Here is a 22,922-nt window from a genome sequence, read left to right on the forward strand (position 1 = left end):
GCGGGCTACCACCAGAGGGCATCCACCAGCACCGTCGCAATCATGGCGATGCTGATGCCCAGCCGGGCGATGAGCCCGACCCCCGTGCCCAGCAGCGTGCCCCAGGTGGACTTCACCGCCGGGGCCATGCGTTTTTTGGCAAAGACCAGCTCAAACAGCAGCCCGCCCGCCAAGGGGCCGACGATGAACCCCAGTGGGGCAAAAAACAGCCCCACGATACCGCCGACAAAAACTCCCGCGATGCCCCAGCGGCTAGCGCCAAACCAGCGTGCGCCCATGGCCCCGGCTGCCATGTCCACCACGTAGGCCAGTACCAGGAGGATGGAGAGCAGCACGATGCCCTGCCAGCTCATGGCAGACTCTGGCCGCAGAAAGGTGTGCAGGATGCCTGCGATAAAAATCAAGAAAGGCCCCGGAAGCAGCGGCACCACGGAGCCGATGAGCCCGACGAAAAGGAGGCAACCTGTGAGCGTCCACACGCCCATGACTTCAAATGGGATGCTGGTGAAAAACTGGGCAAAGGCATCCCAGGATGAAGTGAGCCACTCAATCATGATGCCAGGAAATTTTGGTTTCTACCGGTTGGCGTACACTGCGTGGCCAGTTCAGCCCCGTCCGTGGCCAGCCGAGGTAAATCAGGCCCACGCAGCGGTCCTCTGGGCGGATGCCTAACCAAGTTTGAAACTCCGCCGTGTCTAGCAATGGCGGGGAAGACCAGAAAGAGCCCAGCCCAGCCGCTGTGGCACTGAGCATGAGGTTTTGAAGCGCGCAGGAGATGGCCTCCAATTCCTCCTGTTCCGGAATTTTGGCACCGCCATTGCGCTGCATCACGCAGGCGATGATGACGGGGGCTAGTAGGGGATTATCCCCCATTTTTTTCAGCTTATCTTCACGGAATTCAGAGGCGGGCGTGGTCTGCTGGTAGATGCGGCGCAGATTATCCGCCAGCCCCTGCCGGGCGGCCTCGCTGAAGACATGGAAGTGCCACGGCTCCGTCAGGCCGTGATTGGGGGCCCAGGTGGCATTTTCGATCAACTCCGTTAAAAGGGGGGCGTCCACCGGCCGCGCCGCATCCATGTCCACCGGTTTGATGGAACGACGATGGCGGATCAAAGCCGTGGTGTCTGTGAGGGAGGGCAAACTCATGCCGGGTAGAGTAGGATGGAGACGCACGTGCGTCCACTGCGGGCTGGTAAATCGAAGCCAAGCGACCGCCTGGATGTCTGTGGCTCCGGGATGGATGGTGATTCAGAATTTCATCGCCTGGCGGAGAAAGCGGCGTGACGAGTGGGCCGCTGCCGCAGCGCAAAGGTCCTGGCATCAGAAGTTGACCTGCTTTCCTTGGAGAACGAGTTTCAAGCATGAAGAATGCGTATGACGAAGCCATTGATTTTTTGGCGGGAGGCATGACGCCTGCATACTTGATTGAGTTTCGGCCCAGCGAAGAAGCCCGCGCCCGATTTGAGGATTTGATCGCCAAAGAAAAGACCGTGGGACTGTTGCCGGAAGAAACCGAGGAACTGGACCGGATGATGGAAATTGGGCGGCTGCTGAATTTGGCTAAAGCCAAGGCTCGCAGCAATCTGCGGTGAGAGCCTCAATCAATTCTCATCCATGAGCGGAAGCTGGATCTCAGAAGAATTACGCCAGCTTTTGACGGAAGCAGGAAGGTTTCCGGCTCCTGCGGCGAGGCTGCTCATTTTCGGAGAGTAAAACCTGCGGGCATCACTCAGTTAGGTGCCCCAAAGAATCTCCACCTGCTGTTTGTGCTGCTCGTGCGCGGGATTGAGGGCGCGGAGTTGGAAGATGAGTTTTTCTGGAGTGGCATAGGCGATCACCCAGCCGTTGGGGCGATCGGCCCCAAAGGTGTAGGCCACGGGCGGCAGGTTGATGAGTTGGATGCCGGTGGCTTCGTGGCGGGACTGGGACCAGTTGTGCGTGTGGCCATAGACAAAGGCCTTCACCTTTTTGTGCTTTCCTAGCACCTGGAACATGGCGTCGCTGTCCATCATGCCAGTAGGCTTTTGGCCTTCCTCACTGAGTGGCTGTTGGGGATTGTGATGCGCCATGACGACGGTGGGTTTGGCAGGTATGCTGGCGAGGGTGCGGTCCAGCCAGCCGAGCTGTAGATCTCCCAGCACACCGGGGGTTTGATTGACCTGATCCAGCGTATCCAGCAGCACCCAGTTCATGGTGGCACTGGAAAAAACGCCGACGTGCTTCCCCTCCACAGGTCTGGGGTCCTGCACGCTGGTCATGGCGGCGGTGAAGTTTTTGCGGTCATCGTGATTGCCCAGGGTGCAGTGCACGGCCAGCCCCGCCTCGCGCAGGGGCTGGATGAGGCTGACGAAGGTATCGTAGTCGGAGGCTTGGCCGCTGAGGTAGGCGCAGTCGCCATTGACGAAGATGCCATAAGGTTTGCTGCCCAGCTTCAGCACTTGGTTGGCACAGCGGGTCAGGTTGTCCCCCATGATCACACCGCGCGCTTCGGCCTTGGGATCGGTGGCGATGTGGGTGTCTGAAAACAGCACCCAGGACTCGGCTGCCGTATTTTTTTCAGCTGCGGCTGCCCAGGTCGGGGCTAGGGCGGCGGCCAGACTGCCTTTGATCCATTGACGACGACTGAGGGCAGGTAGGGTGATGGGCATGGCGTGGAAGGCAGCGGTGAATTTCAGCAAAAAGCTAGCGATGACAGACCTTGCTGGCAAGACAGCAAGGCTACGTTTGGAAATCGGTCTTTCCTTTCATGTTTCGCTTGGCATGATCGCCGCACTCACTCCCGCCCATGGCCCACGAAATCTCTGCAGTTGCTCGCTCTCTTGGAATCTCGGATGACCATCTTTCCTTCTTTGGCCGGGATAAGGCCAAAGTCTCCCTGAAGGCGCTCGAGAACCCGAAACATCAGGGCAAGCTCATCCTCGTTTCCGCCATTACGCCCACTCCGGCAGGCGAGGGCAAGACGACGATGTCCATCGGCCTGGCGCAGGGGCTGAAAAAGATCGGCCAGAGTGTCGCCCTAGCGCTGCGGCAGCCCTCCATGGGCCCGGTGTTTGGCCGCAAGGGCGGGGCGACGGGTGGCGGCAAAAGCACGGTGCAGCCTGCCGAGTCCATCAACCTGCATTTCACCGGAGATTTCCATGCCATCACCAGCGCGCACAACCTGCTGTCCTCGGTGATTGATAACCAACTTTTCAACCAGCAGACTCGCCTGCGCCCTGAGGGCGTGCTATGGAAACGGGTGATGGATGTGAACGACCGCGCCCTGCGCAGCATCCAGACAGGCGTGGGCAAGGCCAACGAGCGCAGCAGTGGCTTTGACATCACGGCAGCGTCGGAAGTCATGGCCATCCTGTGCCTGTCTGAATCCCTGGCGGATCTGCGCGAGCGCCTGGACCGCATCGTCATCGGCTTCACACCAGAAGGGGAGCCTGTCTTTGCCAAAGAGTGCCACATCACCGGCGCACTCCTGGCGCTGCTGCGGGATGCCCTGCAGCCGAATCTGGTGCAGTCGGTGGAAGGCGTGCCCGCTTTTCTCCACGGCGGGCCGTTTGCCAACATCGCCCACGGTTGCAATTCCGTGCTGGCCACACGCATGGCCCTGGCCCATGCCGATTACGCAGTGACGGAGGCGGGCTTCGCCTTTGATCTAGGCGGCGAAAAATTCATGCACATCAAATGCCGCCAGTCCGGTCTGCGGCCTGAGGCCATCGTCCTGGTGGCCACCGTGCGGGCCCTGAAGATGCATGGCGGCGTGGAGCTGGACAGCCTCACCCAGCCGGATCCTACGGCCCTTTCTCGGGGTCTGGAAAACCTAGCTGCCCATCTGGACAGTGCCGTTCAGTTTGGCCGCCCGGTCATCGTCGCTATCAACAAATTCACCAATGACAGCGCGGAGGAGATCGCCCTCGTGCATGATTTCTGCCACGCACGCGGCATTCCCTGCGCCACCGCAGACGTCTTTGGTCAGGGCGGCGACGGCGCCATCGAACTGGCACACAAGGTCCTCGCCTCACTGCCTGCGGAGTCCAAACCGATGCCCTTCCTCTACGAAGCCCACGCGCCGGTGGAGGAGAAGCTGCACGCCATCGCTACCCGGGTGTACGGTGCCGCTGGCGTGACCCTGACCGAGGCGGCCAAGGAAAAGCTGGCGCTCTTTACCCGCAACCACTTTGGCCACCTGCCCCTGTGCATGGCCAAGACCCAGAACTCCCTCTCCGACGATGCCAAGAAACTGGGCCGCCCGCGCGGCTTCACCATCACCGTGCGTGACTTCGAAATCGCCCACGGAGCCGGTTTTCTCGTCGCCCTCACCGGTACCATGATGCGCATGCCCGCCCTGCCGAAAGTCCCTGCGGCGGAGCGCATCCAGGTCAGCGAAGACGGCGTGATTCGGGGGATTTGACCCTCACTTCGCCGCCGCAGCACGGTGGAATTTCTGGGCGTCTGGGAGCGCCTCTATAACCTGTTTCTAATCCCGTCGAATCCGACGGGATTAAAGGCAGACCGGCCCGAACGGCTCACCAGGCTCAACGGCAGCGCCATCACTCAAATGAAGATACTGCTGGCCGTGTGTTCAATCTCATCTGCTACCTCTCGTCAGCCTTCAATTCGAACTATTCGGAATTTTTAAATAATTGCCGCCTTGGCCAGCTATCCTTCGGCATAGATGTCTTTGAGATATTCATTCACCGTTGGCACTGTCACCTGAAAACGCTCAGCGATAAGTGACTAAGAAAGCCAGAGCGTCTCCCCTTCGAACCGGCACTGAACGCGCGTCCGGCCATCCTCGGTCTGGTAGAGGATGAGGGAGGATTAGGTGGAAGGCTCAGACATTTCAGGCGAAAACTATTTCAAATTATCTGACACGGAATCAAATTGCCATTCGTGGAAGTTTGCTGTTCCAGACGTAAGATAGTCCTGCTCAACCATTTTTAGCACGTCTGCACTATGTGTCATGAGGTCCTCCATCAGGCGCTTCTCTTCTTCGGTTCTTAGCTCGAACCAGTCTGGCGAGTAAGCCGCGTTCTCACAGCCCTTAACCACGAGGCCGAATAGCAAATCTTCGACGGCTTTGCCTCTCCTGATCGCAGATTGAAGAGTAGAAATGAAATGACGACAAACGTCATCACTTGCTTTATGCCATGCAAAAAGGAGCGCCCAGCCTGCATCCATAGGCGCAAATGAGAAGGTTAGGAGTGCGCGACGTGCTGTCCGGTCAGCTAGGTTTTGAATGGGCTCCCCATTAAAACCCCAGTCAGGATAGATCAGGCCAGAGAAAACAGTTGTTGGCACGCATGACGACCTGAATAGCACATACCTAATGTCATCGAACTTGCGGCTGCGATGCGACTCATCGAACTGAGCCTGCTCGACCTGTAACCCGGATAGCCCCAAGCGATTGCCTTCGCAGCAACCTTCCAAAAGCTCTCTAGTGGCTTTGGTTCCATGGAAGCCTTTTAGCTGTTGAACCAGAATCTCTACCGCACACTCTTTGACAAAGCGTTCTTTGAGGATGCATCGATAAGCGTATAGAAAAACTTGCTCCGAGTTGGGCTTCAGTTTCTCCAAATCGATAGGGAGAAACAGTGAACTATCATGATGGTGGCAAAGCCCTCTAAAGACCGACATCGAGTTGGTGTGAGTCAGAGTCAGACTCAGCCTCCCCTTGTTTCTTTTGATGTCGGTATGCTTTTTCGAAATCGCATACACATAGCCATTTCGGTCGATCATCGAAAGCGCTCCATTCTTCTGGATGGAGTGGGCGTCTATGATCTCACTGCATTTGTCAGTGGGCTGGTAAAATAGGCATCGGCCCTTGGATTGAACTGAGTGCTGAGTTTGGATGAAAACACTCAGATCAAATTCTCGTGGGGGCTTTTGTCTTGATGGGACGTCTGAATGAAGTTCCTCTGCTGGAGAGTGCGCGACGGTAAAAACCGCTATCCCGTGGTCTTGGGCTTCCAAAAAGCTCTTTTCGCCCAAGTCTCGTCCGCTGAAATCCTCAAGACAAACAGGCGTGGGTTTGGTTTCCAGCGCTTGTATTGTCCACCCGCCCTGTTGAACCCTATAAGTGGCTTTAGTCAAAGCTGAGATAGGATCATCTTCCACGACCCAGCAATAGGCTTGGCCTCCAACAATTCTTTTGTCCACCAAGCCTTCGTCGCTCGGAACGACCTCAAATGATAAGTAGAAGGTTTTTTGCGCCATGGAGTTTAAGCCTCATTAGATTATTCTCATTCACTTACCACCCTCCATCTCCAACCTCACAAGATCCGCCAGTTGTTTTGCCGTCGGCAGTCTGCCCTTGAACTCGCCCGGCAGCTTGGATTGCAAGGTGTAGGCGGCGACGCCGATGGGATTGGCTTTGGTGCGGAGGGCATACTCGACCTCCACGTCGTCCTTCTCCGCGCAGAGAATGATGCCGATGGAGGGTTGATCGCCGGGGGCGCGTTCGGTGTCGTTGAGGAGGTTCAGGTAGAAGTCCATTTTGCCCGCGAACTCCGGCTCGAAGGGGCCGAGCTTCAACTCGAAGGCGACGAGGGACTTGAGGAAGCGATGGTAGAACAGCAGGTCGATGAAATATTCCTTCTTCCCAAGCACCAGCCGATGCTGCCGTCCCACAAAGCAGAAGCCATAGCCGAGTTCCAGAAGGAAGGCCTGCAAGCGGCTGATGAGGCGGTCTTCGAGTTCGCGCTCTCTCACTGCATGGTGCAGGCCGAGGAACTCGAGGTTGTAGGAGCTTTTGAGCATCTCCTCCGCCTGCTCGGCGAAGTGCTCCGGCAGCGCGAGGTCGAAGTTGTGCGTCTTTTTCTCCGTGACGGCCCGCTCGTAGGCTCCGGCCTTGATCTGGTTTAAGAGCACGTTCCGCGACCACCCAAAGCTGGCCGTGGCTCGCAGATACCAAAGACGGGCTGCGGTTGCGGTGAGCTTGTTGAGGATCAATAGATTATGACCCCAAGGAATTTCTGCGACAAGCTGTCGCAGAAATACAATCTCCTCGGTGGGCTCGAATTTGGCCACAGCTTGTGCCCGATTTGAGGGCTGCGACAATTCTGCGACAGGCTGTCGCAGAATTGGCCGCTGTGATTTTCGCGACGTTTCTTTCACAACCTGTGAGAGAAAGTCAGGCGAGGTATATGCCTCGTAGAGTCGCTTCATGTCCCAGACGTTTCGAGGGGAGAACCCACTCATGTCAGGGAACGCATCCCGCAGATCAGCCGCGACCATTTCGACCACGGACTCGCCCCAGTTGAGTTCTTTTTGCTTCTCCACAATGCCACGCCCGATGTCCCAATAAAGCGTGACCAGCTCACGGTTGACGTGTCGGGCCGAAGACAGTCGTGCGCCAACGATGCGTGACTTCAGATCGGTCACTAACTGCTGATAATCTGTGCTGAGATTCAGAGTGGTCTCGCGAGACTTTTTCATGGGATCAAGATGGGCAGATGATTGCACACTCTACAAGTTCCTCACATAATGCGCCCCACGCCCTTGACCTTTCGGAAGAAGGTAGCCTTGCTGCACGAGTTCCTTCAACAGCAGCTTGAGCGTGCTGGGTTTGCCGTTGGTGAGCTTGACGAGCTGGCTGAGAGTGAGCGTTTCGTGGTCGGCGAAGTGGGTGAGGATTTTTTTGGCGAGCGGGTGGAGGTTGGTGGTGTGTGGGGCCTCGATGGCAATCTTCTTCGCGAGTGCCTCTTTTTGCTTCACGAGCGAGCGGAGGAAAAACATGAACCAGGCTTCCCAATCGGGCTTTTCCGCTTGAAGGGTGGTCTGGTTGCGGCGGAGGGCGCGGTAGTAACCTTCCTTTGAGGCCTCGATGATGCTCTCCAGCGAGCTGTATGGCACGTAGGCAAACCCGGCGCGCAGGAGCATGAGCGTGGTGAGTACACGGGAGATCCATGACATAAGCGTACCTGCGACCTCCTGCTCATCACGGGTTTTAAACTCGGAGATGTGCAGGCGTCCAAGCAGGTCCTCAACCTGGCGGTCCGTGAGCCTGGAACCCTCGATGCGGGTGGAGGAACCGACACTCTCGATGGTGGCGACCTTGCGCAGCGACGTGAGTTTTTCAGGTGAAAGGCTGCGGATCATGCGCCACTGCCCTTTGAAATCTTCCAGTTCCGCGATAAGCCGGAGCATCTCGGGGGTGATGGTAAAGACAGGGGGCGACATGGCAGATTCGGCTGATTTCTTAGCCGATTTTGGCCGATTTTACCGGTCTGGGCAAACCGTGCGCTCGATTGCTCGTTGGATTGCGGCGATTTGCCACAGCGACTGCAATTTGCTACCCCAGGCGTTTCCATTTGCACCGGCCTTCCTCCTGCTTACAGGCCGCGCGTGCAAAAAGCTTTCGTACTCGGTGCAGGTCTGGGTGAGCGGTTGCGTCCTCTCACGGCGCAATTGCCCAAGCCGCTCATTCCGGTCTTCCATCAGCCGCTCATCACCTATGCCTTCGATCACCTGCGGGCTGCCGGGGTGCGGAGCTTTGTGGTGAACACGCACCACATCCCCGAAGCCTATGCAGAAGCTTTCCCCACGGGGCAGCATGCAGGGCTGCCGATCGCCTTTCGCAACGAGAGCCCGGTGCGTCTGGAAACAGCGGGTGGCATCGCCAATGTCCGCGACCTGCTAAATGAGGAGCCCTTCATCGTTTACAATGGCGATATCCTCACGGACCTGCCTTTGCAGCCGCTGCTGAAGGAGCATCAGGACAAGGGCAATCTGGTGACGCTGGTGCTGCGCAGCCATGGCCCGGCACTGCACCTTTCCTATGATGAAAAAACGGGGCTGGTGACGGACATCCGCAACAAGTTAGGCACAGGCAGTGAAGGCGAATACCTTTTCACCGGCATCTATGCCTGCCAGCCGGAGATTCATGAGTGGCTGACACCCGGCAAGGTGGAGTCCGTGATCCCCATCTTCCTACGCATGATCCAGGAAGGCGCACGACTTGGCGCGGTGGTCATTGATGACGGCCAGTGGTGGGATCTCGGCAGCCGGGCGGCGTATCTGGAGGCGCACCAGGCCCTGCATCAGCTTGGCACGGCCCCGGCACCCGCCATCCATCCCACCGCGCAGGTTTCACCCGAGGCGACCCTTCGTGGGCTGCATGTCATCGGGCCAGGGGCCGTGGTGGAAGCGGGTGCTGTGCTGGAGGACTGCATCCTCTGGCCGGGGGCCGTGGTGGCGAGTGGGGCGAATTTAAAGCAGTGCATCGTCCGCAGCGGCATCCGGGCCGAGGGCTCCCACGCGGGCACGGATCTCTGATTCACGGCGCCTTGCCCTTCTCCAGCATCAGCTCGGCGATCTTGCGCAGACTGGCCTCGCCCAGATGGGCAAAGGGGGGCATCTGCGGCATCTCGGGGCGTTTCTTTCCAGGGGCCATGGCCCAGGTGACAATGCCTTCAGGATTGCCCGCGTAGATTTGGGCGATCTCCGTCAGCGGCGGACCCACGAGTTTGGTGTTAGGCGCATGGCAGGCGGCGCAGTTCATGAAGAGCTGATTGGCATCCGGTTCTGCGGGGGCAGGTTTGCCAACTTGGGCTTTTTGGAATTCAGCCAGGGCGGCAGCATAACTTTGAGTGCGTTCTTGAATCGCCGCCTGGTGCGGGTGCAGTGCGGCCTCACGATAAACATGGCGGCCACTGCCCATGCCGAGGACGACGAGGGTGAAGAGCGCGCAGATCCACCCGTAATGGCGGCCGATGTGTTCATCACTGGCTCGGAGTTCGAGGGCCAACACGATCAGGGTCAGCAGCCCCACAGCGGCACCGGAAAAGATGATGGCATAGAGTTGCGGCGTGATGCCCACAGCAGGCAGGGTGAAAAGCAGCAGGGGGCCGAAGCCGAACTGCGCCAGGGTGACGAGCGCCGTCACGCGGTAAAAAATGCGTCGGAGCTCCGGGCGAGTGAAGCCGGGCAGGTGGCTGAGGTCCGAGGACTTGCGGCCAAACCAACCCGCGAGAAACAGCCCTGTCATGGCGATGCTGGCGGCCATGAAATGCAGGTAACGCGGCAGCACATTCCCGATGCGCAAGCTGGAGAAGAAGCCGCGCACCTTTTCCCATTCGCTTGGGAAGAGCATGAGGTTAACGTTGGCCAGGAAGATGAGCGGGATGAACAGGAACAGCAGCATGGCAGCAATGCCGTTGGCGTGGTGCAGCGTTTTCTTCGGTCCCTGCGCCCAGCGATCCCAGGTGTACTTGTGCAGGTAGGTCAGCAGAAAGGCCACCGTCACCAGCGGGACGATCATCAGCCAGGCATGACCCGTGAGGGCGTTGGCGGAGTACCATTGCATCGTATAGACCAGATTGATGCATAGCAGTGGGCCGATACCCATCACCACGGCGAGGCTTTTGTTCACGGTCACTGTCTTGGCGATCGCGTGCGCCAGGCTGTCCCAACGGCGGCGCTTGCGGCCGAGCCATTCTGCCACCACCACGAGGACGGAGCCGCCCACCATCAAGTTCACAAACAGGATGTGGATCAGGAAAAAAAGGACGAGCAGGGTCTTGAGCAAACCTTCGGGCAGGGGCAGTGGCAGCGGGAGATCGCGAGGGATGGGGGTGTTGGCTAACAAAAAGGAGGGAATCATAAAGGTCATTGTTGAGTCACATGATTGTCTGCGGTGGCGGGCAAGGGCGCTGCATCGATGCCGATGGTCTGGGCCCCCTGAAGGGGCTCGCGGGTGGTCCGCAGGTGCTGGATGTAGGCGACCAGTGCCTGAGCCTCCTTTTCATTGCCGGGGAAGGGGGGCATGAAGGTCCGCGTCTGGTGCATGCCCTGGATGAAGGTGAGCATGCCGCTGCTGTCCCAGGCCTTGTCATCGCCATACATGAGGCCGAATTTTTCAATGACGCCATTCAGGCCCGTGGTGCTGTGGCAGCGGGAGCAGGCCAGCATGAAGATGTCCTGCCCGCACTCGACTTGGTTCGCCTCCGTCACCTCGCGATGCTTCACATAGGTGGCATGTTTCAGCAGGCCTTCGCTTTGCAGAAAGGCCAGTTCATCCTTGTGCACGGCATTGGAGTAAAGGTAGTCGCCGATGACCCAGGGCTTGCGCATGAACTCGCGCGCCCTTTCAAAGTGCCCCAGCAGCCAGATGCCCATGAAGCTGGGGATGAGCAGGGCCCAGCGCGGCACGAGGGAGGAAAACGACAGCCCGGCAATGGCGATGACCAGGAAGGCCCCTAGCGTCCAGCCTAACAAACTGGCGAATTTCGAATGCCAGCCCATGAACTGCTGCGACAGCAGGGCCACGGCACTGTTCGCTTTCATCACCTCCGGCACATTGTGCCAGTACCAGTTCCCGAACAGCAGGGTCATGACCAGACTCACCAACACGACGTGGGAGAGACGATAGACCAGCCATTTCCTCAGGCGCTGGCCCTGAGGCTTGGAGCGATCGCGGTCCCGTGTGAAAAAGAACGAGGCGAACCACACAAACACGGCCCCGGTCATCAGCGCAAAGAAGGTGCGAAAGCCGAGCTGTGGCAGATACAGGGGATTCGTCATCGCATCCCAAAAGGCGCGCGTCTGGCTCCACTCACCCGGCTTCATCATGAAGCCCAGCACGGCCACGATGAGGGCCATCGTGAGCCAGGACATGATGCTTAGCGCCAGGCCGATGCGGATGTGCTTTTTCTTCTTTTCCGTTGTGTCCGCCTTTTTCCAACTGAGGAACCACCCCATAATGAGCACCACTTCGGAGATGAAAACCAGCCACTCAATGAACCAGCCCCAAAAGAAGACGCGCAGCAGGCTGCCGATGGCAAAGGGCGCAAACAGTGAGGTGGAAAGCCAGATGCCCACGCCCGTCATGGCCCCCACGGTCGTTGTGACGATGAAAACGATGAAGGTGATCTTGTAGGCCAACTCATCCACGTCCTTGCGCCCATGCTTATGCGCCCACCACTCCATGAAGGTGAGGATGGGGTAGGCCCCCACGGCCAGAGGGTGATTGATCAGCACATGCAGACTGGCGATGAGGCCGATGATCAGCCGCCCACCCGCCACGTGGTCCAGATAGTAGGAAGGAAAGTCCATGACCGACTTTCAGTCACCCGCTCCCTTTGAAAATGTGGCAAGATGCCGCAGCTCACACCTCCGGCGGCTGCTTGCCCAGCTTGCGCTGGAGGGTGCGGCGGTCGATGCCGAGAGCTTCGGCAGCGTGGGAGATGTTGCCATGGCAGTCGCTGAGGACACGCTGGATGTGCTCCCACTCCAGGCGGGCGAGGCTGGGGAGATCACTCGCAGCCGGGCGTGGGGATGTTGTGCTGTGACCTTGCAGTGCGGCCAGCACTTGATCCGCACTGGCAGGCTTCAGCAGGTAGTCATCGGCACCCAGGCGCACGGCTTCGATGGCATTGGGGATGCTGCCGTAACCTGTGAGGACGATGAGGCGTGTTTGAGGGGCCAGGCGGCGCAGCTCGGCGATGAGGCTCATGCCATTTTCCTGGCCTAACCGCATATCTAGAACGATGCCCTCCGGTGCTGTGATCGAGCGGATGGTTTCCAGCGCGGTGGATCCATTCGCGGCTTGCAGGACTTCGCAGCCACGGCGGCGCAAGGCCAGTGCCAGGGTGATGCGGAAGCTTTCGTCATCTTCGATCAGGAGGACGGTCATCATGGCGAGGCGGGTCCAGAGTGTAAAAGTCGGGGCAGGGAAAGCGTGACACGGGCTCCACCCTCAGGACGATTTTCCACCATCGCACTGCCCTGCATGGAGGCGGCGAGCCGGCGGACAAAGAACAGCCCCAGACCCATGCCCTCTCCTGCGGCCCGCGTGCTGCGAAAGGGCTCGCCCCAGTGCGCCAGCATCTCGGTAGTGAAGCCGGGGCCACGATCCTCGACGACGAAGGCGACGTACTCATCACTGAGCCGCACATTCAGGCCCACAGGTAGATCATCGGCGGAGGACAGGAGGGCATTGCGCAGCAGCACCAGCAGGGCTTCCCGCAAACCTGCACAGGCCACCTGGGCGTGGCGACTGTCTTCTGGCAGGGGCAAAGTGATCCGCTGGCGCTGGGTGGGAGGCAGATCGGCAAGCGTGGTGCTGATGATATGGCCGATCTCGCAGGGTGTGCTGGATTGGCCTAAAGCTTCCTGGCCCAGGGTGCGCAGGCGTTGCAGTACCTCCTGGCAGCGGGCGGCTTCCTTCACCATCAGCGCGGCGGTTTCCGCATCGGGATGCGTCTGCATTTCCGCTGCGGCGAGGGCCAGGGTGCCGATGGGGGTGGCCAGCTCATGAGCAAAGCCCGTGGCAAGGGCGGCCACGGAGAGGAAGCGCTCTCTTGACTCCAGCTCCTGGCGCAGCTTTTGACGCTCCATTTGCAGCCGATGCGAACGCCTGCGAATGGCCACGAGCATGACCAAGACAAAGGCACCAGCCAGGAACAGCGCAGTGAACTGCCCATAAACCTGTATGGAGGGGGAAAGCGGACCTCCCTGCTGCAAACGCAGCGGCTGATGATGGATCAACAAAACGGCGGCGGCGCTGCCCATGAGCAGCCCCAGGCTGATGGCGGCGGAGCTGCGCAAAGCTACGGCGGCGAGTGTGAGCTGAACGAGGTAGAAAATGGCGAAAGGATTGGTTAGGCCGCCAGTCCAGTAGAGGAGGAAGGTGAGGGTGGCGGCGTCCCCCAGCAGCACATGAAAAAAGCCGCCGCCCAGGTGCTGCCCCGGCATTTGCCGATGCCACCATGCCAGGATGACATTGCTAATCAGGGTGATCCCCAGGGCGATGCCACAAGGCCCCCAGGGAATCTCCACTCCAAATTTTTCCGCCATGGCGAGGGTCAGTCCCTGGCCCAAAACGGCAAGCCAGCGCAGGAGGAGAAGCAGCCGTGAGGAGAGATCTGCCCCCACCCAAATCTCACTCAGCCCCGTCCATCGCTGCCAAAAGGGCAGTCCGGGTTCTTCGTGGTGGGGGCTGGGGCGCATGCTGCATCATGGGCCGCGGCAGGCGGATGTCCATGCCCTGCGGCAATTTGCCGCAGAGGATCGTTCCAAGCATGCTATCCACGGTGTCAATGTGGTAGCAGCAGGGCGGCGATGGCCATGAGGACCATGAGGGCATCTTCGATGATGGTGACGGTGGACATGGGCAGGTTAAAAACGGTGCCCAGGCAGGCGCAGCGGATGGTCTTTTTCGACAGGACCGCCTGCAGCACCCCTAGCAAGCTCACCCCCATGACCACCGCCGTCACGGCATTGACCACCGTGGGCTGGACGTTGGCCAGATACGCTAGCCCCAGGCCTAACTCCATGAATGGATAAACGAATCCATAAGCCGGGATAGCTTTGGCGATGAGGTCATAACTGCGATAGGCATCGGCAAATCCGCACAAGTCCAGCAGTTTGAAAAAGGAGAAGGCGATGAAAAAGCCGCCCATGAAAAGACGCATGGCCTCCCCCAGGTGAAAGCTGCCCTGTGCCCAGGCGCTGGCTGCGATGATGGCAAGGAGGTAGGCCAAGAGGATGATCAGCGGGCGGTAAGTCTGGGCATTCTTTGCTGGCAGGGCGGCGGGTGCGGCATTGACCGCACTCTTCACCACCTGGTAGCGGCCATTGTCCAGAGGGGCCAGCCAGGCAACCATGTCAGCATCGCTCAAGGGGGCGGCGGTGCGGATGCGCGCCTCGGCAGGGTCAAGGGTGACGGTGACTTCGGCAATGTCGGGGTGCTGCTGGAGGCGGGTGGTGATCTTAGCCACACAACTGCCGCAGGAGAGCCCCGTGAGGGAAAAGGTTTGGGGGAGATTCATGGGAGAGAGGTTGGATTGAAAAGTGAGTCAGGGCAGGGGTGGTCTCCCCCAATACCCGCCGAATGAGGCCGGGCATTGGGGGATGAAACAAGGCGCTACTTCTTCGGTGCCGCGTCCTTCACCTTTTGGGTGTATTTCGCGGGATCTTTTTTAAAGTCCTTGAGGCAGGCTTTGCAGCAGAGGTACACGTCCGTGCCCTCATGCGTGACTTTGACGGGTTTGCCCATTTCACCGCCGAAGGGTTCATCCGAGACCACACATTTTTTCAGAGGGTAGTCGGCGGGGATTCCCTCAGGGGTTTGATCGGCGGCGGTGGCCAGGCTGACGCTGAAGAGACCGGCGGCGAGGACGGTGAGTAAGGAGATGCGTTTCATGAAGTTGTATTTTTAGTTGTTTAGTTGGTTAGGTTAGAGTTTGGCCATGTATTTGGCCGGGTTGGCGTTGAATTTTTTCACGCAGGGTTCGCAGCAAAATTTGACTTCCTGGCCCTGATGGACCTGGGTCACGGGTGTGCCCATGCTGCCGAGTTTGTTGCCACTGACAATGCAGGTGCTTAGAGGGTAAGGCTTGGCACTGGCGCTGCTGGTGGTGGAGCAAGAGGCGAGGGTGAGGCCCAGAAGGGCGGTGGTGAGGAGGGTGGTGAGTTTCGTTTTCATGGATGTGGTTTGTTGGGTTTTTTGAGATGATGGTGTTAGGCCATCAAAAGCGGATGAGTACCCCGGCGCCAAGACCGTATTCGGAATGGTATTGGGTGATGAGAGAGGTGCTGCGAGTGAGAGTGTAGTCCGCGCCGGCGGTCCATTCCCAGCGGGTGCGGGTATCGTACTCCACCCGGCCAAAGACGCCCAGGCGGGGGGTGAGCTGGAAGCGCCGTGCTAGGCCGATGCGGGCATCGCCTTCACTATCCAAGCTCAGGCTGGCCCAGGTCATGAAGGGCAGACGGTAGTTGAGCCCAATGACGGCACGGTCATCAGCATCTGGATCATTGGTTAGGCGCGCGCCGATGAAGGCCTGGAAGTTGGCGTTGAAGTAACGCTGGTAGAGGGCATCCACCTCGTATTGGGTTTTATCCACACCTACCCAACCCACTTCCCAGCTCAGCAGCAGGTCGTTCTTCGGGTTCATCCAAGTCAACAGACCTTCGCTCATGTGGCTCTGAAAGGAGGCTGCACCCCACACGTAGGCCATGTCATGGCTGTGTTCCCCCAGCCCGGCAGCATGGTGCAGGCTGTGATCTTCGGCATTTGCGGATGCTGGTGGTGCGGAGGACGTGTTTTCTCCGTGACTCAGCATGGGGGCAGAGTGGCCAGGGGCGTCTTCATAACGGAAGACGCGGGCCATGCCGCTCATCATGTGGTAAAGGATGTGGCAGTGGAACATCCAGTCCTTTTCTTCATTGGCCTCAAACTCCACGGTGCGGCTGGTCATGGGCGGCACGTCCACGGTGTGCTTCAGCGGTGAGCGCGTACCCTGGCCCATGAGCAGGCGGAAAAAGTGGCCATGCAGGTGGATGGGGTGGTGCATCATCGTGTCATTGATCAGCTCCAGCTCGATGATCTCGCCCTTCTTGATCATGACGTAAGGCTGCTGAGCGATGGTCTTGCCATCGAAGGACCAGATGTAGCGATTCATATCGCCCGTGAGATGCAGGGTGACCTTTCGGCGCGGTAGTTTCGCGGGTAGCGTGGTGTCCTGCGGGACGCGCAGCAAACGGTAGGGGGAACCAGGGCGGGGAAGATTCAGCGAGGCGCGTGGATCATCCTCCTTTTCCTCCAGGGCCAGGTTCAGCATCTCGTCCATCTTGTAGAGATTGGGGCGTGGGGGATCGCTGGCGGGGGTGAGTTTGCCTTCGCCAAAAAAGGCGGAGACATGGCCGCTGCCATCTTGGGTAGTGGCACGCAGTTCATACTGGCCACTGGCTGGGATGGTGATGAGGACATCGTAAGTCTCGGCGATGGCCATGAAAAGCCGCTCCACCTTCACTGGCTCGACGGGCGGGCCATCGGCTGCCACGATGGTCAGCGGTCCGGCGGAGGAGTGCAGGTAAAAGTACGTGGCGGCGGCGGCATTGATGAGCCGCAGGCGCACACGTTCACCCGGTTTTCCAGTGATCTGGGTGCTGCGCTGGCCATTGATCAAAAAGGCGTGGTAGCCCACATCAGACACGTCCATCGGTGGCATGCGCGACCATTCGCGCTTGAAGTAATCCTTCAGCATGCCCTTCTGTGCGGCGCCGAGGATGGACTGCGAATTCCGCCGCATGAGACCGAAGTAATCACTGCCGCGCATGAGCATGCGCTGTACTTCGTGGGGATCCAGGTCCGTCCATTCAGAGAGCAGCAGCACCTGTTCTCGGTCAGCCTTCACGGGCTCGCCACCGCGTGGGGTCACCACGATGGAGCCATACACGCCGCTCTGCTCCTGAAGGTGGGTGTGAGAATGATACCAGTAGGTGCCAGAGTGGCGCAGTTCGAACTCGAAGGTGTGCGTCTTCCCTGGCAGGATGGGGGGTGTGGTGACATGTGGGACGCCATCCTCTTGGTTAGGCAAAAGCAGCCCGTGCCAGTGGGTGGAGGTCTCTTCGTCCTTGAGTTGGTTGTGCACGCGGATGCGGGCAAAGTCACCTTCGCGAAAGCGCAATGTGGGCCCGGGGATGCCGCCATTGATGGTGAGGCCGCGTACAGGTTTGCCTGCTGGGCTGACGGTCTGTTCGCGGATGTAGAGATCATACTCGACCACGGGCCCGGGGGTGACCGGGCGACGGGTCTTGCAATCATCGCAGGCCAGTGCGGCTGCGGGCAGCGCGAGTGCTGTGAAAGCTAAAAAGATTTTCATGAAGGTCTGAGTCGTCGAAGGTTCGTGGAACCAATGCCTAGTCACGGGCATCCCGGGCAGGGATGGTGGCGCGTGGGAACAATGCGTCCGTCAAAGACGCCGACTCAGGTCAGGAAAGAACAGAACAGGACCGGCAGCCGGACGTGCGGCTGGGTCAAAGCAGGGGCCTCCAAGTGAAGCCGGGAGGCGGCGGGTAGCGTGTGTGCGCTGGCTGCCGTGGAAAGTTCCAACGCCTCACTCAGCAGCACCCACTGCGGCTGGGAAAGCAGATCTCGGCTGGAAGCCGGAGCTGGGCTGGCGGGGGTCGGCTTCGAGCTGGAAACGGGAGCTTCGACACAGCCACAGTCCGAGACCTGCATTTGGCGAACATTTGCACAGCAACTCATGCTGCACGTTTCCATTTCTGCCCCACGACCTAGCGCCGCTACAGGCAGAGCCTGCGCCAGAAGCGCGAAGATGAGGAGGATGGAACGGGCGAGTGGCATGAATGCTTGCTGAATGACACTGACAACAACGCAGATAACAACGTTGAATCTACAGATGCCAGAGGCAGCAGGTTGCTTTTTATTCCGCATCTATTGCCGTCTAGGCAAAAAAAGGGAGCGTCCTGGATGGACGCTCCCTTGAAAGAAGAAAAGGCTTATTTACCTTTATGCACGCTGTGGCAGGCTTTGCAGTTGCCTGCTTCCTGGAGGACTTTGGTGGCACCAGGTTTGCCATCCACCACACCCTGGGCGGCATCAATCAGCTTGGAGGTCTTTTCCTTCCAGCTTGCTGAGTCACCTTCAGGAGGACTGTCAGAAGGAAGGGTCTTGAAGTAAGCGAGCAGCTTCTTGGCATCCTCGGGGGTGCCTTTGCCGGTAGCGACCTTGGAGTGCAGGCTGGTATTGCCCTTCATGGCTTCTTTCATGACGGTCTCAATGTCACCCGCTTGGGCGGAAGTGACGGAGATGCCAGAGAAAGCCGCGAGGGCCAGGATGAATAGGGTGGATTTCATCGTTTCGGGGGATGTGTGTCAGGGAGATTTAAACGTGCCGGACAGCCGGGTGCTATTTTTTCGCAAACCTAGGCCAAGATGTCACTCTTAGAATGTCCGATAGCGAAAAATCTGGCAGGGCACTCCTTTGACGGGAGCAGAAAGCGTGCTCAGCGGACAGGGGAATAAAATCCCGGTCTCATTTCCTGCGCTGCGCGCCCATTTGCGAACGAATGTTAAGGGCAAGCATTTGAACGGCCTGTTTCAGCTCACCTGCGAACGCCGGCGGCGTACGAAGAGAAAGAGACCGCCGAGAGTGAGTAACAGCGCGCGGGAGGGCTCCGGGATCACGGCCACGTAGATGATGCCATGCTGGAGGAATTGGGAAGTTTCGAAAAACCAGCCATTGTTCATGAGGATGGGATTGGCACTGGTCAGGTCCAGATCCGCCAGTGTGAAGGCACCAGCTCCGCCTGCCCCATCGGCATCGGGATTCAGGGTGGTGGTCCAGTCCAGGAGATTAAACACATCGCCCAGTTGTGGGACGTAGCTGCCCTGGAGTTCTACTTTCAGTGTGCTGCCTGCATTCAGACCCAGAGTGCCATTGATTTGTAGGCTGTCGTAGAGGTCACTGGAGTCAGCATTGGCAAAGTAGGCAGGATTTCCTGCGGACAAAATATCGGCCAGGTTGCTGTTGGTGGCACCGATTTGGAAAAGGGCGCGCAGGGTGGGTGTGCCGCCTTGCAAGGTGAGGTTGGTAAAGGTCAGTTCGCCCAGGCCATTGCCCGCATTCGCCAGGGTGCCGGTGGAGTCACCGGGGCTGAGGTAGCTGCTGCCTGCCACATTCAGCAGCCCATTCACGCTGCCGCGTCCAGAGAGCACCTGGGCATTCAGGGTGTAGTCACCACTGCTGCGACCGGAGATGCTGAAGAGCGCATTTTGATCCACCTGGATCCAGGGGGTGCCGGTGAGGTTGCCATTTTCACTCAGGGCCAGGGTGCCTGCGCGGATGGTGGTCTTGCCGGTGTAGTTGCTGACGCTGGCGACGGGGGTGGTGACCAGAGGAGAGGCGGTGACGATGGCGTTGAAGGTATTGGTCAGCGTGAGGGTGCCTGCGCCCTCTTTGATGAAGGCTAGATTGCCTGTGATCTTGCCGCTGTAGGTTTGATTCGTCGTTTGATTGAGGGTGAAGATGGACTCGTCACCTGTCTGAGAATTGGTGATGTTGATGTTGTCCACGTTCGACACCACGCCGTGGCGCAGGCCTGAGACGGTCTGGTCAAATCCATAAAGATCCACGGCCACGGTTTCGGTGACGACGGTGTTGGTGAGCAGGGAAAGCACGGTGGCGGAAGCGAGGGCATTGTCCCGGCCCAGGCGCAAAGTTCCGCGGATTATTTCCGTGACTCCGGTGTAAGTATTCGCTCCAGAAAGGATCACGGTGCCGCCGCTTTGGGCGCTGATGCCTAGCTTGCTTCCGGCACCGTTTTTGATGACCCCACTGATGGTGAGGACGCCCGTGGAAGAGCCGGTGCCGATGCGGGCGGCGTCATTGCCGATGATGATGTCTCCCGCCCATTCGGCATTGCCCGTCTGCACTTGCAGGTTCCCCTGGTTGTTACCCGGGCCGTTGATGGTGAGGGTTTCACCAGTGACGGTGATGCCTTCATTCAGTCGCACGATGCCCGCGCTGGCCACTTGCGTGCCACCCGCCATGCTGCCCAGGGCTTGGTTATGGGAGACCAGGAGCGTGCCTGAGGTGACGATGGTTTCTCCCGCGTACGTATTCGCACCTGTGAGGGCGAGGGTGCCAGATCCATTGACGCTCCCGGTGGCGAGTTTGGTTAGGCCTCCAGGGCCACTGATGATGCCGCCATAGGTGGTGGTGTGAATTTGCGTGTCAAAGGTTCCACCTCCCGCCAGCAGAGTGATGCCCCGATTGTTGCTGAGATTGAAGCCTGAGTTCCATTGCAGCGTGCCACCATTGAAGGTGAGATTGCCCGCCTGCACACTGCCAGGGATGGCCCCCAGGCTGCGGTCTGCGGAGATGCGGGTGAGGCCAGCATTGAGAAAAGTGCCGCCGGTGTAGTTGCTCGTAGTGCCTGCCAGGATGAGCGTACCGGGGCCGTTTTTTACCACCGTTACCGTGCCACCGGCACCATTGTCATGGATGATGGAGTTCACTGTGGTGACTTGAGTGGCGACTTGATCTGTGAAAGAGATCTGCCCTGCTGTGCCGCTGACACTGCCTCCTGCAGCGAGCACGCTTCCATTGTTAGGCGCTGCGCCCACCGTCAGGTTGCCTGCATCTGTGGTCAAGAGGATGCCACCCTGGATGCCGAGGCGAAGCGTGGCCGTGGAGCCACTGGCGATGACGGCATTCCCGGTGGCTGCTTGGATGAGGGTGTTGATGTCCGTGATGCCGCTGGGATTCCCCAGGGCGATGTCGCCAGAGGAGCCGCCATCCACGATTTTTACATTGGCATTCGGGTTGTTAGGTAGAGGTCCCTGCGCGTTTTCACCGCTGCTGAAGTTGGTGATCTGTTGATAGCCCGTGTAGGCGACAATGTTGCCTCCGGACACGCTGGCCCAATCCTGGCCATTCACGGTGGCCCAGCCACCCAGGATGCCACTGGCGTCATTGCCACTGGTGGTGCGGATGCCATTGCTCACGCTCTGGGTCCCTGCAGGTAGAAGGAAATTCACCGTGCCGCCATTCTGGGCCGTGATCGTGCCGAGGTTGAGGAGTAAATTCTGCGGCGTCGTTGCATTCGTGGTTAGGCTGATCGTGGATCTTCCCGGTGCGGCGGTGAGTCCGTTGACCGTCTGGCTATTGGCCGCGGAAGCTCCTCCCGTGAGGGCTAAGGTGCCACCATTGAGAATCAGGGGGGAGCTGCTGCCCAGGATGTTGGCCACAGGGGCACCGGTAGCGGCGAAGTCCAGTTGCAAGCTACCCGTCGTGATGGTGGTGCTGCCGGTGTAGCTGTTTGCTCGGGTCAGCACCTGCGTGCCAGGGCCGGTTTTCACCAGAGACAGCGTGCCGCCCCCCGTGCCATCGGAAAGGCTGCCTCGGAAGGTCTGCGTGGTCGCATTACGCAGGGTTAAAGTAGCTGCTGTGGCATTCGCATTCTGCACCGTCACCACATCCGTCGAGCCCAAGGTGGAAAGACCTGCGGTGGTGATGGAAAAACCATCCAGGAACACAGACTTGGCCTGGGTGGTGTTGGAGAAGGTAAGCAAATTCGGGCTGTTACTGTTCAAGGCGCCCACACTGCCGATGCGCAGCGCGCCGTTGTTCACGATGACCCCACCCGTGAAGGTGTTATTGCCACTGAGGATGATGGTCCCGGCTGCAGCGGTGCTGCTATTGATCGTTAACGCGCGGCTACCGCCGAGTTCGCCGATGTTCCCAGCGATGGTGCCCGTGGTACCGCCTGCATTGGTGGAGATGCCTGCTGCAGCGGTCAGGGTGATGGGGCCGGAGAGTGTGCGATTTTGATCAAACCGGATGGCCCCGCGTGCACCATTGCCCGTGCCAGCGATGGAGATGGGGACATTCATCGCGCTCGTCTGGCTGTAACCGATGACCAAACTGTTGTTAGTCTGCACATCAATGGCCCCAAGGCTGGTGATGGAAGCAATGTTTCCCACACTCAGGAAAACACCGCCAGAGTTGGCCAGCGTCGGCATGGTCAAGGTCCCCGTCCAGGTGTTGACTCCATTTAGAGTGATGAGGCCCAGGTCTGTGCCTGTTTTCTCCAACTTGATGTTATTGCCTGAGATCGCAGAACTGATGGTGATGCGGGCATTGCCCACGTTGGAGCTGCCATTGGCTAGGCTGATGCCGGCTTCATTGGTTAGGGCCAGCGTGCCCCCGGTCAGCACGTAGGCGCGGGTTTCCGCATTGGTGAGATTGAGCGTGTTGAATTGCAGGCCCCCAGCATTCAAGGTGCCACTGAGGGTGATGGTGGTCGCGGCGGTGGATAGGCCTGGCGAGGTGCCGTTTCCCAGCACGGCGATGCTTCCGGCGGCATTGTTCCAGCTCACATTCGTGCTGCCGTTCCACCAGTTGCTGTTGCTGGTGTTCCAGGTGCCGCCGCCATCGGTCACACCATCGCCCGTGCCATTCGCATCCCACTGCAAAGTCTGCGCGGGAAGTGGGCTGGCCAGTAGGAGGCTGGACAGAGCGGCGAGCAGGCGACAGTCAAGGGTGAAGCGCCGGGCACGGCCGTGGACGACTTTCAGGGCGGTCAGTTTCATGGTTGGGGGGATTCCCAGCCTAACTCATCCTGATTTTTTTTCAGCAGAAACGTACGTATGAGCATCAGGATAAGGGATTTCCCCACCCT

At 59.1% G+C, this 22,922-nt stretch carries 20 protein-coding genes; 3 read left to right on the forward strand and 17 right to left on the reverse strand.

What is annotated here, in order from left to right; translation table 11 throughout:
• Positions 1-5 precede the first annotated feature (5 nt).
• Both HNQ64_RS14645 and HNQ64_RS14650 read right to left on the reverse strand, forming a co-directional pair.
• On the reverse strand, positions 6-554 hold the full coding sequence (locus HNQ64_RS14645) for a DUF456 domain-containing protein (protein WP_184209879.1): 549 nt from the start codon (positions 552-554) through the stop codon (positions 6-8).
• Positions 547-1,146: a nitroreductase family protein gene (locus HNQ64_RS14650; RefSeq protein ID WP_184209881.1), complete on the reverse strand. Its 600-nt coding sequence runs from the start codon at positions 1,144-1,146 to the stop codon at positions 547-549. The genes HNQ64_RS14645 and HNQ64_RS14650 overlap by 8 nt, the downstream gene beginning before the upstream one ends.
• A 215-nt stretch (positions 1,147-1,361) precedes the next feature.
• On the opposite strand from HNQ64_RS14650, the gene HNQ64_RS14655 reads away from it, so the two are divergent.
• A complete protein-coding gene (locus HNQ64_RS14655; RefSeq protein WP_184209883.1) occupies positions 1,362-1,592 on the forward strand; it encodes a hypothetical protein in 231 nt (76 codons plus the stop codon).
• Positions 1,593-1,733: 141 nt separating this feature from the next.
• Here HNQ64_RS14655 and HNQ64_RS14660 read toward each other — a convergent pair whose 3' ends face one another.
• The gene (locus HNQ64_RS14660; protein ID WP_184209885.1) at positions 1,734-2,708 is read right to left on the reverse strand and encodes a metallophosphoesterase family protein; all 975 of its coding nucleotides are present in this window, start codon (positions 2,706-2,708) and stop codon (positions 1,734-1,736) included.
• A 77-nt stretch (positions 2,709-2,785) separates the two neighbouring features.
• On the opposite strand from HNQ64_RS14660, the gene HNQ64_RS14665 reads away from it, so the two are divergent.
• Positions 2,786-4,402 (forward strand): formate--tetrahydrofolate ligase, encoded by a 1,617-nt coding sequence (locus HNQ64_RS14665; protein WP_184209887.1) that lies wholly within the window; start codon positions 2,786-2,788, stop codon positions 4,400-4,402.
• A gap of 443 nt (positions 4,403-4,845) precedes the next feature.
• On the opposite strand, the gene HNQ64_RS14670 is transcribed toward HNQ64_RS14665, so the two are convergent.
• From HNQ64_RS14670 to HNQ64_RS14680, 3 genes are read right to left on the reverse strand one after another with little or no spacing between them, the layout of a single operon-like run.
• The gene (locus HNQ64_RS14670; protein ID WP_184209889.1) at positions 4,846-6,207 is read right to left on the reverse strand and encodes a hypothetical protein; all 1,362 of its coding nucleotides are present in this window, start codon (positions 6,205-6,207) and stop codon (positions 4,846-4,848) included.
• Positions 6,208-6,237: 30 nt separating this feature from the next.
• Positions 6,238-7,428 carry a PDDEXK nuclease domain-containing protein gene (locus tag HNQ64_RS14675; RefSeq protein ID WP_184209891.1) on the reverse strand — a complete coding sequence of 397 codons (1,191 nt, stop codon included), beginning with the start codon at positions 7,426-7,428 and terminating at the stop codon, positions 6,238-6,240.
• Positions 7,429-7,458: 30 nt separating this feature from the next.
• The gene (locus HNQ64_RS14680) at positions 7,459-8,172 is read right to left on the reverse strand and encodes a Fic family protein (protein WP_184209893.1); all 714 of its coding nucleotides are present in this window, start codon (positions 8,170-8,172) and stop codon (positions 7,459-7,461) included.
• A 165-nt stretch (positions 8,173-8,337) separates the two neighbouring features.
• Between HNQ64_RS14680 and HNQ64_RS14685 the strand changes: the two genes are divergently transcribed.
• The gene (locus tag HNQ64_RS14685; protein ID WP_184209895.1) at positions 8,338-9,267 is read left to right on the forward strand and encodes a sugar phosphate nucleotidyltransferase; all 930 of its coding nucleotides are present in this window, start codon (positions 8,338-8,340) and stop codon (positions 9,265-9,267) included.
• Position 9,268: 1 nt separating this feature from the next.
• Here HNQ64_RS14685 and HNQ64_RS14690 read toward each other — a convergent pair whose 3' ends face one another.
• The 11 genes from HNQ64_RS14690 to HNQ64_RS14740 all read right to left on the reverse strand — a co-directional run bounded on the left by HNQ64_RS14690 (position 9,269) and on the right by HNQ64_RS14740 (position 22,833).
• A complete protein-coding gene (locus tag HNQ64_RS14690) occupies positions 9,269-10,594 on the reverse strand; it encodes a c-type cytochrome (protein ID WP_184209897.1) in 1,326 nt (441 codons plus the stop codon).
• A gap of 5 nt (positions 10,595-10,599) precedes the next feature.
• Positions 10,600-12,045: a cytochrome c gene (locus HNQ64_RS14695; RefSeq protein WP_184209899.1), complete on the reverse strand. Its 1,446-nt coding sequence runs from the start codon at positions 12,043-12,045 to the stop codon at positions 10,600-10,602.
• Between the two features lie 52 nt (positions 12,046-12,097).
• Positions 12,098-12,628 (reverse strand): response regulator transcription factor, encoded by a 531-nt coding sequence (locus HNQ64_RS14700; protein WP_184209901.1) that lies wholly within the window; start codon positions 12,626-12,628, stop codon positions 12,098-12,100.
• Positions 12,625-13,941 carry an ATP-binding protein gene (locus HNQ64_RS14705; protein ID WP_184209903.1) on the reverse strand — a complete coding sequence of 439 codons (1,317 nt, stop codon included), beginning with the start codon at positions 13,939-13,941 and terminating at the stop codon, positions 12,625-12,627. The genes HNQ64_RS14700 and HNQ64_RS14705 overlap by 4 nt, the downstream gene beginning before the upstream one ends.
• A gap of 86 nt (positions 13,942-14,027) precedes the next feature.
• Positions 14,028-14,762, reverse strand: a complete 735-nt coding sequence (locus HNQ64_RS14710) for a heavy-metal-associated domain-containing protein (RefSeq protein ID WP_184209905.1) — start codon at positions 14,760-14,762, stop codon at positions 14,028-14,030.
• 95 nt (positions 14,763-14,857) lie between these two features.
• Complete coding sequence (locus tag HNQ64_RS14715) at positions 14,858-15,136, reverse strand: TRASH domain-containing protein (protein WP_184209907.1); 279 nt, start codon at positions 15,134-15,136, stop codon at positions 14,858-14,860.
• Positions 15,137-15,169: 33 nt separating this feature from the next.
• Positions 15,170-15,418 carry a hypothetical protein gene (locus HNQ64_RS14720; RefSeq protein ID WP_184209909.1) on the reverse strand — a complete coding sequence of 83 codons (249 nt, stop codon included), beginning with the start codon at positions 15,416-15,418 and terminating at the stop codon, positions 15,170-15,172.
• 43 nt (positions 15,419-15,461) lie between these two features.
• Complete coding sequence (locus HNQ64_RS14725; RefSeq protein ID WP_184209911.1) at positions 15,462-17,597, reverse strand: multicopper oxidase domain-containing protein; 2,136 nt, start codon at positions 17,595-17,597, stop codon at positions 15,462-15,464.
• 104 nt (positions 17,598-17,701) lie between these two features.
• Positions 17,702-18,082, reverse strand: a complete 381-nt coding sequence (locus tag HNQ64_RS14730; RefSeq protein WP_184209913.1) for a hypothetical protein — start codon at positions 18,080-18,082, stop codon at positions 17,702-17,704.
• A gap of 155 nt (positions 18,083-18,237) precedes the next feature.
• A complete protein-coding gene (locus tag HNQ64_RS14735; protein ID WP_184209915.1) occupies positions 18,238-18,594 on the reverse strand; it encodes a hypothetical protein in 357 nt (118 codons plus the stop codon).
• Between the two features lie 243 nt (positions 18,595-18,837).
• Positions 18,838-22,833, reverse strand: a complete 3,996-nt coding sequence (locus tag HNQ64_RS14740) for a beta strand repeat-containing protein (RefSeq protein ID WP_184209917.1) — start codon at positions 22,831-22,833, stop codon at positions 18,838-18,840.
• Between the last annotated feature and the right edge of the window lie 89 nt (positions 22,834-22,922).

The sequence above is a fragment of the Prosthecobacter dejongeii genome, from assembly GCF_014203045.1.
In the GTDB taxonomy this organism is placed as follows: domain Bacteria; phylum Verrucomicrobiota; class Verrucomicrobiia; order Verrucomicrobiales; family Verrucomicrobiaceae; genus Prosthecobacter; species Prosthecobacter dejongeii.

Excerpts from the sequence above, each read along its gene's own strand:
- HNQ64_RS14680 (WP_184209893.1), bottom strand. The coding sequence starts at position 8,172 with ATGTCGCCCCCTGTCTTTACCATCACCCCCGAGATGCTCCGGCTTATC.
- HNQ64_RS14705 (WP_184209903.1), bottom strand. The coding sequence starts at position 13,941 with ATGCGCCCCAGCCCCCACCACGAAGAACCCGGACTGCCCTTTTGGCAG.
- HNQ64_RS14715 (WP_184209907.1), bottom strand. The coding sequence starts at position 15,136 with ATGAAACGCATCTCCTTACTCACCGTCCTCGCCGCCGGTCTCTTCAGC.
- HNQ64_RS14695 (WP_184209899.1), bottom strand. The coding sequence starts at position 12,045 with ATGGACTTTCCTTCCTACTATCTGGACCACGTGGCGGGTGGGCGGCTG.
- HNQ64_RS14725 (WP_184209911.1), bottom strand. The coding sequence starts at position 17,597 with ATGAAAATCTTTTTAGCTTTCACAGCACTCGCGCTGCCCGCAGCCGCA.
- HNQ64_RS14720 (WP_184209909.1), bottom strand. The coding sequence starts at position 15,418 with ATGAAAACGAAACTCACCACCCTCCTCACCACCGCCCTTCTGGGCCTC.
- HNQ64_RS14670 (WP_184209889.1), bottom strand. The coding sequence starts at position 6,207 with ATGGCGCAAAAAACCTTCTACTTATCATTTGAGGTCGTTCCGAGCGAC.
- HNQ64_RS14645 (WP_184209879.1), bottom strand. The coding sequence starts at position 554 with ATGATTGAGTGGCTCACTTCATCCTGGGATGCCTTTGCCCAGTTTTTC.
- HNQ64_RS14690 (WP_184209897.1), bottom strand. The coding sequence starts at position 10,594 with ATGATTCCCTCCTTTTTGTTAGCCAACACCCCCATCCCTCGCGATCTC.
- HNQ64_RS14675 (WP_184209891.1), bottom strand. The coding sequence starts at position 7,428 with ATGAAAAAGTCTCGCGAGACCACTCTGAATCTCAGCACAGATTATCAG.
- HNQ64_RS14730 (WP_184209913.1), bottom strand. The coding sequence starts at position 18,082 with ATGCCACTCGCCCGTTCCATCCTCCTCATCTTCGCGCTTCTGGCGCAG.
- HNQ64_RS14740 (WP_184209917.1), bottom strand. The coding sequence starts at position 22,833 with ATGAAACTGACCGCCCTGAAAGTCGTCCACGGCCGTGCCCGGCGCTTC.
- HNQ64_RS14650 (WP_184209881.1), bottom strand. The coding sequence starts at position 1,146 with ATGAGTTTGCCCTCCCTCACAGACACCACGGCTTTGATCCGCCATCGT.
- HNQ64_RS14700 (WP_184209901.1), bottom strand. The coding sequence starts at position 12,628 with ATGATGACCGTCCTCCTGATCGAAGATGACGAAAGCTTCCGCATCACC.
- HNQ64_RS14665 (WP_184209887.1), top strand. The coding sequence starts at position 2,786 with ATGGCCCACGAAATCTCTGCAGTTGCTCGCTCTCTTGGAATCTCGGAT.
- HNQ64_RS14655 (WP_184209883.1), top strand. The coding sequence starts at position 1,362 with ATGAAGAATGCGTATGACGAAGCCATTGATTTTTTGGCGGGAGGCATG.
- HNQ64_RS14710 (WP_184209905.1), bottom strand. The coding sequence starts at position 14,762 with ATGAATCTCCCCCAAACCTTTTCCCTCACGGGGCTCTCCTGCGGCAGT.
- HNQ64_RS14735 (WP_184209915.1), bottom strand. The coding sequence starts at position 18,594 with ATGAAATCCACCCTATTCATCCTGGCCCTCGCGGCTTTCTCTGGCATC.